Source organism: Calditrichota bacterium (assembly GCA_014359355.1).
Taxonomy (GTDB): Bacteria; Zhuqueibacterota; Zhuqueibacteria; order JANLFK01; family Oleimicrobiaceae; genus Oleimicrobium.
In genome coordinates this window covers 1-4,568 of sequence record JACIZP010000058.1, presented here as the reverse complement: position 1 = coordinate 4,568, position 4,568 = coordinate 1, and the positions used below count along the sequence as shown (strand labels likewise).

Below are 4,568 nucleotides of genomic sequence, written 5' to 3'. Positions count from 1 at the left end.
GCTGCCTGCATTTTGGTTCACCACCACCGAGTCCAAAGGGATGCCGGCAATGCTCACCACGTACAGAGCGTTATTGGTGGAATTCACCGTGGTTGGGACAATCTCGAAAACTTCGTAGACGCCGGCAACTTCGAGAACCCCGGTGAAGGTGGCATAGGCACGTGGCGTCTGGTTCAGCGGTGCATAGCGACTGGTCGGCCCATAGGCCTGGGCCACGCTGTAGCGCCACTCGCCGAACTCGGCATAGTGCCCCTGATCCTCATTGTCCACGACCAAGAAGTAATTCTGCACGCGCGCCGTCACCGCGACAGTGAGCCGTGGTTTCCGCTGGTCGTCGCTGAAAAGGGTGAGCGAATCGATCCTCGCTCCTGACCGCGTCCAGAAGGCATGCACAGGTAGCCTCACCCGGCCCATGGCAGGGATACGCAGCGGGAAGGTCGTCGGGCATGACAGCTCGCCGCCAGCCGAGGCATACCCAGTGACGGTAAGCTCCTCTACCCCCCTGTTCTGCAGTTGCAGGGAAAAACGGACAGTATCGCGACGGCTCACCTCCCCAAGGTCAACCACCGGCGGTAGCACCTGCAGGTCCCGATCGCGGACGAGGGCCGAGAACTTCGCCACGTCCGCCACCGCCGTCCCTCCTGTTTGTCCGCCGCGCGCCACCATTTCCAAGAAAGTCTCAGGGCCTGAGGAGAGCGCCGCCGTCGCCAGATAGTGCCACTCCCCGGCGCGCAGGGGCTGCTCGAACAAAGTCGCGCCCACGCAGGCCCCACGGTCAAAGAGCCTAAACACCGTCTCCGGTGCCGGGTTGCTCACCGCCGGCACCTGCACAAAGACGTTGTAGACCCCCTCCGCTGCCAACTGCGGATACCAGCGCACCACGGCGCTGTCGCCAGCGGCGACGGTGGCCTTTTGCGCGGTGCGCCCCCACGCCCCCTGCGCGACGCTACTCCATGAGCCTGCTACCGGCATGAGGTGGCCGCTTTCATCGTCGCAAAAGAGGTCATCAGGCAAGAAGCGATGGACCATTAGCGTCTGGTTGCCGACGGTGTCGCATACGGCCACGCCCACCTTGGCGAGCCTCTGCGTTGGCAAGGTCGCCTCCCACACATTTGTCCCCGCGGCACGACAGGGTAACAGGCCATATTCTTCGTAGACGTCCTTGAACGCCACCACGGGCTGCGGCTGGAAGATGGGCTCATCGCTCCGGATGCGCAGGTAGGCATTGCCTCCGCTGCCAACGATGTCCACCGTGAGGGTCGGCGGCGTGGCATCATCGGTGCGCAGCCAGCGCTGCATGGCTTCCACCGCCGTGCAGTAGCGAAAGGTCACGTCCGGGTAACGAGCGGCAGCGGCGTGAGCGGCGCTGTCGATCCTGGCAATGTTCCCCAAAAAGTCGCTCTCCGGCAAATGCCCCCAAATGCAGGCAACCTGATCGACCCCCCGATGCGCCTCAGCGAATATCTCTTCCAGATAGCCTCTTGCCAGAGTGGTCGAAAAGTGCGCCGACCGCACGTTCCATCCTGCGCCCTCGCCCGGTATCTGGTAGTTCTCTTCAGAAGGATGGTACGGCACCCACTGGCTCGGCGCCTGTGACCAATCAATCACATTGTCCAAGGGCTCGGTGGTGTCGACGCCACGCACCGGGTAGTCGTTATGCATGCTAAACGGCAGGAGCTGGTTGAGATAGCGCTGCCAGTCGTTGTCCATGTAGTGCCAGCCGCTGCGAAACGAGACCGGAAAAACTTGCTCCTCAAGCAGCAGCTGGGCGAGAGTCACATCAAAGTCGTCCCGGCACTCCAGGAACGTCCGCGCCTGGTTCCACCACCAGCGACCATCGCCGTCATAGTCGCTCCACAAGAAAGTGTGGTAGTGGAGAGAGAGCTCGTCGCCGTTGGCGATCACGTTCTCGCCGTGGTACTTCTTCATCAGGTACATGGTCATGATGTTCGGCAAGGGGACGTCGGTGTTGCGCGCGTAGCGGAAGATGTTGCCGGCCATCATCCACCAGGTCATCTTCAGAGGCTGGCCGTAAGAGTCCACAAAGCGCTGGCGATAGGCAGGGTCCATGACCTTGTAGGCATTGCGCGTCGGGTCGGTGTAGAGGTCAAGGCGATAGAGGCAGTCGTAGCGGGCAACATCCATCCCGTCCCAAATGGCAGTATCTGAGCCCAATACCAGGTACACGGTGCCACCGCCTGCGGCGGGACGCCATGCAGCTGCCCCCAGCATCAGGGACAACAGCCCGACCCAAACCCAATGGCTCTGCCACTTGCCTGCCCGCATCTTCGATGCCCTCCGGTTGCCTTATGCAAATTTCTACAATGCCTGTCGGAAAATCAAGCACGAATTTCGTCATTGCCCATAGGGCAAAAAGAGAGGCCGTTGGGCGCTGCCAACGGCCTCTCGGGCGACCAACGGTGAACTCGGTCTACTTCACCAAGGTCATCGACTTGGTCATGATCTTGCCATCAACCACCAGCCGGTAGAAGTAGTGGCCAGTGGGGAGGCCAGAGGCGTCGAAGGTGACCTTGTGCTCGCCTTCGTTCATCTTCTGGCTGAGCAAGGTCTTGATCTCACGCCCGTTCATGTCGTAGACCTTGAGCTCCACAAAGCTGGCCTTGGCCAGCGTGAACGGGATGGTCGTGACCGGGTTGAACGGGTTCGGGTAGTTCTGCATCAGCCCATAGTCCCGGATCACGCTGCCGTTGCGCACCTCGACGATGCCGGTGTAGGGGTTGGGGTTCTTGAAGCGCTTGGTCACGCCACCGTCAAAGTCGTTGGCCAGCGCGTACCACACACCACCCTCCTCGTAGAAGGCAACACCGCGCGGCGAGAAGATCTTGCCGCCCACCGGCGGATTCGGGTCGCTGGTCGGATTGCCAGCAGGTTCGCACAGGCTGTCCACCACCGCGAAGCCCTTGTTGGGATCCAGCTGGTACCAGCTCTTAAAGTCGGTGGCAGCATTGTCCCAGTAGGTGCCGACCCACATCATGCCCCAGGGGTCCCAGTCGAGGCACTGCGCCCACATGGCGCGCACCACGGTTGCGCCGCTGTAGATGGTGCCAAGGGTGTCCACAAGGGTGTACGTGCCATCCGGGCCATCCGGGCTGTAGTAGTGGCGAACGCCCTGGTACGGTGCCGCGTAGATGGCGCCGACGTACACATCCTTGCCATCCTCACTGGTCAATACACTCCGCTGGATGGTCTTGACCGTGTCGGCGAAGTAGCTGTAAAGCTCAAAATCGCTGTCGTAGATGAAGCCTGGGTTTCCGTTCAAAACGGTGGTGATGTAGATGTACCCGTTGGCATCCTCGGCGGCTTCTGTCAACGAAGCGCCTGGCTTCGGGGAGGCGTAGTTCATCGTCTCCTTGGTCTGGTAGTTGATCCGCCAGACGTCATCGTACGCGCTGTAGAGCACGTTGCCGTTATGATCCAGCGCCATCCCACGGCAGCCGTTGAACAAAGTGTCGGGATTGCCAGCACTGGTGACAAAGATCACCTTGTCAACCACATTGCCCTGCTTGTCGAAAATCCAGATGGGCTTGATGGGCTTCTTGGTTCCGCTCGGCAGGACCAAGGTGTCGGTGTAGGCATAGCAGCCGATCCACACTTTGTCGTCCGGGGTGATGACAATGCCGTGCGGCTGAGGCTTGAAAGCAAAGTCGCCGTCGAACACCCACTGGGCCGCAGCCAGTGAGGTCAGGAGAGCCATAGCCGCTACTGTCAACAGTACCTTCTTCATCGCTCGTGTCCTCCACGTTTACTGCCAACAACCGACGCTCCTATGCTTCCCCCTCGCCCCACTTGGGGGCAGTCAGTCGCCGTCGCACCACCTCCTTTCGCTTCCCCGTGCCTTCTTGTCCCCACCTCCTCTTCCTGCAACCCGTCATTTGCTCCGTAACATCCTTCCCCGATGGAGTAGACAACGCACCCGGCAATATACCGAACTTGGGCGAAAAAGTCAAGCAATTTCTTTCGCGCCGCGCAAAATATCACGTGCGCCCGTAGTAGGGCGCGCCCTGCTTGAGCATATTGACCTTGAGCACCGCCTTCTTCTTCGGATCGTCACTGCGCCGACAGATGTAAAGGAAGTTGCTGTTACCCCATGCCAAGTAGTTGCTTGCCGGTTCCAGCACTCCGGGATAGAGCGGTTCGAACGAGCCATCCGGGTGGACCACCACCACGGCCTGCGGGGCATTGGTGCCGATGTAAAGATCCCCATCCGCCGCGAAGGTGATGGACTGCACCTCGGAGGTTGTGTCGATCTTGGCACCCCAGTCGAAATAGACCTCTTTTGGGGCAAGGGTACCGTCCGGCTGAATTCTGTTGCGCCACACGTAGTGACGGCCGGTAGCGTCGTCCCTGCCGCCAATGTAGACATAGTCCTGGAACACGCGCACAGCGCGAATATAGGTGTTGGGGTAGTCGGCCACCGCCGTTGCGCTCCCGTCCTGCTTGATGTTGTAGAGAGCATCGCCCTTGCCGCCCGCATACATGGTGCCATCGGCGGCGAAATCAAAGTCGTCGATGCGGCCGGGCGCCGTGATCCACTTCACTGCCGCGCC

At 60.6% G+C, this 4,568-nt stretch carries 3 protein-coding genes; all 3 read right to left on the bottom strand.

The window, feature by feature from the left end; translation table 11 throughout:
- Positions 1-2,286: hypothetical protein (locus H5U38_02600; protein ID MBC7185902.1), on the bottom strand; the 2,286-nt coding region annotated here is incomplete at its 3' end.
- A 145-nt stretch (positions 2,287-2,431) separates the two neighbouring features.
- Positions 2,432-3,745: a T9SS type A sorting domain-containing protein gene (locus H5U38_02595; GenBank protein MBC7185901.1), complete on the bottom strand. Its 1,314-nt coding sequence runs from the start codon at positions 3,743-3,745 to the stop codon at positions 2,432-2,434.
- Between the two features lie 250 nt (positions 3,746-3,995).
- Positions 3,996-4,568: hypothetical protein (locus tag H5U38_02590; protein ID MBC7185900.1), on the bottom strand; the 573-nt coding region annotated here is incomplete at its 5' end.

Coding starts and splice junctions, on each gene's coding strand:
- H5U38_02595 (MBC7185901.1), bottom strand. CDS start 3,745: ATGAAGAAGGTACTGTTGACAGTAGCGGCTATGGCTCTCCTGACCTCA.